The sequence below is a fragment of the Streptomyces sp. NPDC026062 genome, assembly GCF_055568375.1.
In genome coordinates this window covers 1-4,568 of record NZ_JBVHOQ010000107.1, presented here as the reverse complement: position 1 = coordinate 4,568, position 4,568 = coordinate 1, and the positions used below count along the sequence as shown (strand labels likewise).

The 4,568-nt window shown below is 66.7% G+C and carries 2 protein-coding genes and 3 pseudogenes; all 5 read right to left on the bottom strand.

Annotated features, from left to right (window positions below):
* Positions 1-132: 132 nt before the first annotated feature.
* Positions 133-1,813, bottom strand: a pseudogene (locus ACZ4LX_RS37895) (ISAzo13 family transposase).
* 297 nt (positions 1,814-2,110) lie between these two features.
* Positions 2,111-2,356 carry a transposase family protein gene (locus tag ACZ4LX_RS37890; RefSeq protein ID WP_467651921.1) on the bottom strand — a complete coding sequence of 82 codons (246 nt, stop codon included), beginning with the start codon at positions 2,354-2,356 and terminating at the stop codon, positions 2,111-2,113.
* The gene (locus ACZ4LX_RS37885) at positions 2,353-2,787 is read right to left on the bottom strand and encodes a helix-turn-helix domain-containing protein (protein ID WP_467651923.1); all 435 of its coding nucleotides are present in this window, start codon (positions 2,785-2,787) and stop codon (positions 2,353-2,355) included. Before ACZ4LX_RS37885 ends, ACZ4LX_RS37890 begins: the two co-directional genes overlap by 4 nt.
* Before the next feature lie 67 nt (positions 2,788-2,854).
* A pseudogene (gene serA, locus ACZ4LX_RS37880) lies at positions 2,855-4,459 on the bottom strand (phosphoglycerate dehydrogenase).
* Positions 4,456-4,568: pseudogene (locus tag ACZ4LX_RS37875) on the bottom strand (ketol-acid reductoisomerase); the annotation flags it as partial. The pseudogenes serA and ACZ4LX_RS37875, both read right to left, overlap by 4 nt.

The window sequence follows — 4,568 nt, the reverse complement described above, 5'->3', positions numbered from 1 at the left end:
CGCACGGCGGCGCAGCTCAAGGGGGTAACGGGAGGGTCGTGCCATGACTCAATCCTTTCACGGAATCGAGCCTCCACCTGACCCGGGACGGTTCAGAGCTGCATAAACGCCAAGGTTAGGGCTTGCCGGGAATCAACACGTCGATTTGATCTTGCTTTTGTCGAGTTCTTGGAATTTCGCGATGTCAGCCGGTGTGCGGAAGCGGGCGGTTGAGGCAGGGATGTGAACTCCGTGGGCTTCCAGGAGCGGGCGGACGCCTTTCGCTGTGCGGCTGGTGGTCATGGCGGTGGTGTTGAAGAGCTGGCCCAGGAGGTCCATGGTCGCGAGTTCGCAGGTGGAGCACGGTGGCCAGGACCCGGTCGGCTGAGGTGAGCTTGGGTTTGGCTCCTGTGCCAGGGGCCACCAGGCGTTCGTGGCCTCTGCGGGCGCGGAGCACTTGCTCGCGTTGAATCTCCATCGCTGGAGTCAGCACGTCGATGAGTTCGTTGAGCCGCCGGCGGGTCATCCCGGTCAGTTCCGGGTCCTGGAGCGAACGCCACGTGAGGTGGGCCGGTCCGTCCGCCAAGGCTTCGTCCTGTGTGCTGGTGGTGGTCGCCGTGTCCTCCGGGCGCTGGGGGTGGAGGGTGTAGTTCCAGTCGCCGTGGAAGTGGTGGCGGGTGATGGGGAGGGCGGCGATCTCGTCGCCGCTGACGCGGATGCCGGTGGGGTACTCACCGCTGTCGAGTTCGGCCTGGACGGTGAGGCCGGTGCGGCTGGTGGTCGCGGCGATCGTCTGGAGCATGACTTCGTGGCTGTTCAGAGGCCTGCCTCGCCAGTTCATGGTGATGTGGGAGAACAGCCGGTGCTCGATCTTGTTCCACTTCGAGGTTCCGGGCGGCAGGTGACACACTGTGATCTCAAGGCTGGTCTCGGCGGCGAGATCGGCGAGCTGGGTCTTCCATCCCCGGGTGCGGTAGCCGTTGGAGCCGCCACCGTCAGCGGTGATCAGCAGTCGGCGGGCGCCGGGGTAGTCGTGCCGGCCGACCGCCTGCCACCAGCGTCGGATTGAGGCGACGGCGAACGCCGCCGTGTCGTGATCGGTGCCGATGCTGACCCAGCCGGTGTTCGCCGTCATGTCGTAGATTCCGTAGGGAATGGCCTTCTCGGCCTGGCCGGGGAAGTCGTGCGTCTTGACCCTCACGGGCTGTCCTGCGGGCTGCCATTCGTGCCCGGCGTTTTTGTAGTGGCCGATCAGTTCCTTCTTCTTGCTGTCCACGCTGATCACCGGGTCCCCGGCGTCCCTGTGGTCTCGTGCCTGCTCGTTGAGGTAGCGGAACTGGGCATCCCTGTCGGGGTGCTGGGCACCTTCGATGGTCTTGGCGTTGGCCTGCAGGCTGAAGCCCTCCTCCCGCAGCAGGCCGGCGACGGTGTCGGCGGAGACCCGGTGCCCCTGGCGGGTGAGCTCCGCCGCCAGCTTCCGCGTCGACTTCGTCGTCCAGCGCAGCGGCGACATCGGGTCGCCCCGCTCGTCGGGCTCGACCAGCGCCAGCAGTGCCGGCCGCAGCCCGGAGTCCGGCTCGGCCGCCTTCTTCCGCCCTCCGCCGGGATGGCGCACCCGCCCCAACGGAACCTGACCTGACTCCAGTTCAGCCGCCCCACGCGAGACCGTGGCCTCCCGGACCCCGGCTGCAGCGGCGACGATCCTGATGCCGCCATGCCCCAGCGACAGTGCTTCCGCTCCCATGGCCAGCCGACGCTGACGCTCGTCCAGATGCGGCAACAACACCTGGAACTTCGCTGCCAGAACGGCCTCGATCCCCTCCGGTCTCCCCATACCAGACCAACGAGCCCCTCAGCTGAAAGCCACGACTTGTTCCCGGCAAGCCCTTACGACCTCGTGCATGGTTGGGGTGAGGGCGTGTTGAGGTTGCGGTCGGCGTTTTGATCATGCGGGTGTGGCGGGCAGTGCGAGTGCCTTCGTGTGAGGGGTGGCTTGTTGGTCGGTCAGGAGGCCGGCGACGGCTCGGATGGTGTCGGGCGAGGGCCCTCCAGTTCTTGAGGTGGGCGATGCCGTGTTCGACAGGGATTCTGGCTGAAGAGCGGGCGAAGCGCGCAGCCTCATGGTGTGCCATCAGCCATTGCAGATGTTCGAGGTGTTTGCCGCGTCGTTTGCGCGGCGGGGTGACGACCTGGCCGTAGGTTGGGCCGCGAGGCCCTGATAGCCGGCGTCGGCGAGGATCTGCAGGTCGACGGTGTCGGCGAGCAGGTCGACCGGGCCGGAGTCACGGGCTTGGGTGATGTCGGCGACGGAGCCGGCCCGGACCTCGCCGCAGAACAGTGGCCGTCCGCGCTGATCGGTGACGACGAGGGCCTTCATGGCGCTGATGCGGCTCTTGCCGATATGAAGCGGCTACGTCCACCACGGTGTGCGCTTGGGCGACGGACTCGGATCTCGGTGGCGTCCATCAGCGCGGTCTGGCCGGTGGCGCCGAGATAGGCGATTACATCGGCCAGCGTGCGAAGTCGCAGACCGCCCTCGACACGACAGCCCCGGTCGGCGAGCAGGGGCTGGATCTCGCCGACCGCACGGGTGATGGTCGACCGGTCCACCTGGAACCAGCAGGCCAGCACGTCGTGGGTGACGCCGTGCCTGAGATGCACGAGTGTGGCCAGCAGCCGGTCGATGAAGACCAGTTTGTACTTCGCACCCGCCCCGGCTCGCCGACGCGGTCGGTCCAGCAGTTCAGCATCCCTGCGGGCCTGCCAGACCGGACCCAATTCCGCGACCAGATCGGCAATTACAGTCACGGAGAGGCCCGTGACCCGACGCTCCGACATGATCAGCCCACGTGCCTGTGTCCCCACCACGAACAGCCTAAAGAGACAGCGAGGCCATCGTAACCGCTAACCATGCGAGGTCGTAAGGAGCTGGTCCACCGTCGGTGCACCCACCCGGTAGCCCTGACGGGACAGCTCGCCGGCCAGGTGCCGTGTCCGCGAGGGCCTCGCCACTGACGTCCGCGTAGGAGACCTGCATGCCGACGGTGTTGATCCGGCCCTCACCGAGGACGCTGCCGACGACGCCGGAACAGTCCTCGTAGCGCAGGACGACCATGTGGTCGGCGAGGGCCAGGTCCACACCAAACTCGCCGACGGCAGCGACTTTCCGGAGGTTCTAGCGGCCGACCAGCGTGCAGGAGACCGACACCTCCTGGCCGTCACTGAGGGTGCCGCGCACGGTGACGACGTTGCGGTGGTCAGGCGACTCAGACGAGGTCGTGAGGCGGACCTCGACACCGCGCTCCTGCGCGAATAGCGGCGCGTTCGCGTAGCTCACCGTTTCGTCGACGACGCCCTCAAACACGCCCTTGAGCACGGACAGTTCTAGCATCTTCACGTCGTGCTGGGTGATCTCGCCGTACACCTCGACGTCGAGGCAGACCGTGACCTCACCAGCGAGCGCGGTGAAGGTTCTGCCGAGGCGCTCGGCGAGCGGCAGGCCCGGCTTGACGTCCTCAGCGATGATGCCACCCTGGATGTTCACCGCATCGGGCACCAGCTCACCGGTGAGGGCGAGGCGCACCGACTTGGCGACGGCGATACCGGCTTTCTCCTGTGCCTCATGCGTAGAGGCGCCGAGGTGCGGGGTGCAGACGACCTGGTCGAACTGGAAGAGCGGGGAGTCCGTACAGGGCTCCTCCGCGTACACGTCGAGACCGGCGCCGGCAACGCGGCCCTCCTTGAGCGCCGAATACAGCGCCTCCTCGTCGACGATCCCGCCGCGCGCAGCGTTCACGATGCGCACACCTGCCTTGACTTTGTGCAGTGCCTCATCACCAATGAGTCCCAGGGTCTCGGGGGTCTTCGGCAGGTGCACGGTGATGAAGTCGGAGACCTCCAGCAGTTCGTCGAGCGAGAGGACCTTCACGCCCATATGCGCGGCGCGCGCGGGCTGCACGTACGGGTCGTACGCGACGACCTTCATGCCGAATGCGGACATGCGCTGCGCGACGAGCGCGCCGATCCGGCCGAGGCCGACGACACCGAGGGTCTTCTTGTCCAGCTCCACACCGGTGTACTTGCTGCGCTTCCACACGCCGGCCTTGAGGGCCTGCGAGCCCTGCGGGATGTTGCGCGCGGTGGCAATGAGGAGGCCGCAAGCCAGCTCGGCGGCGGTCACGATGTTCGACATCGGGGCATTGACGACCATTACGCCGGCCTTAGTGGCGGCCGACACGTCCACGTTGTCCAAGCCCACGCCGGCTCGTGCGACGACCTTCAGCGTGTTCGCGGCTGCGATGGCCTCGGCATCGACCTTGGTGGCCGAGCGGATCAGGACCGCGTCAACATCGGCGATGGCGGAAAGAAGTTCCGCGCGGTCTGTCCCGTTGCAGCGTCGGATCTCGAAGTCCGGGCCCAGGGCGTCGATAGTCGCGGGCGACAACTCTTCAGCGCTGAGGACGACGGGGCGTTGCGTCATTGGCTGTTCTCCTTGTCGTTGACCCAGCTCATGAGCTTGCGCAGCTCACGGCCCGTGGTCTCCAGCAGGTGGTCGCTGTCGGCCTTCTTGTACTCGTTGTACTTGGGCA

Excerpts from the sequence above, each read along its gene's own strand:
- ACZ4LX_RS37890 (WP_467651921.1), bottom strand. The coding sequence starts at position 2,356 with ATGAAGGCCCTCGTCGTCACCGATCAGCGCGGACGGCCACTGTTCTGC.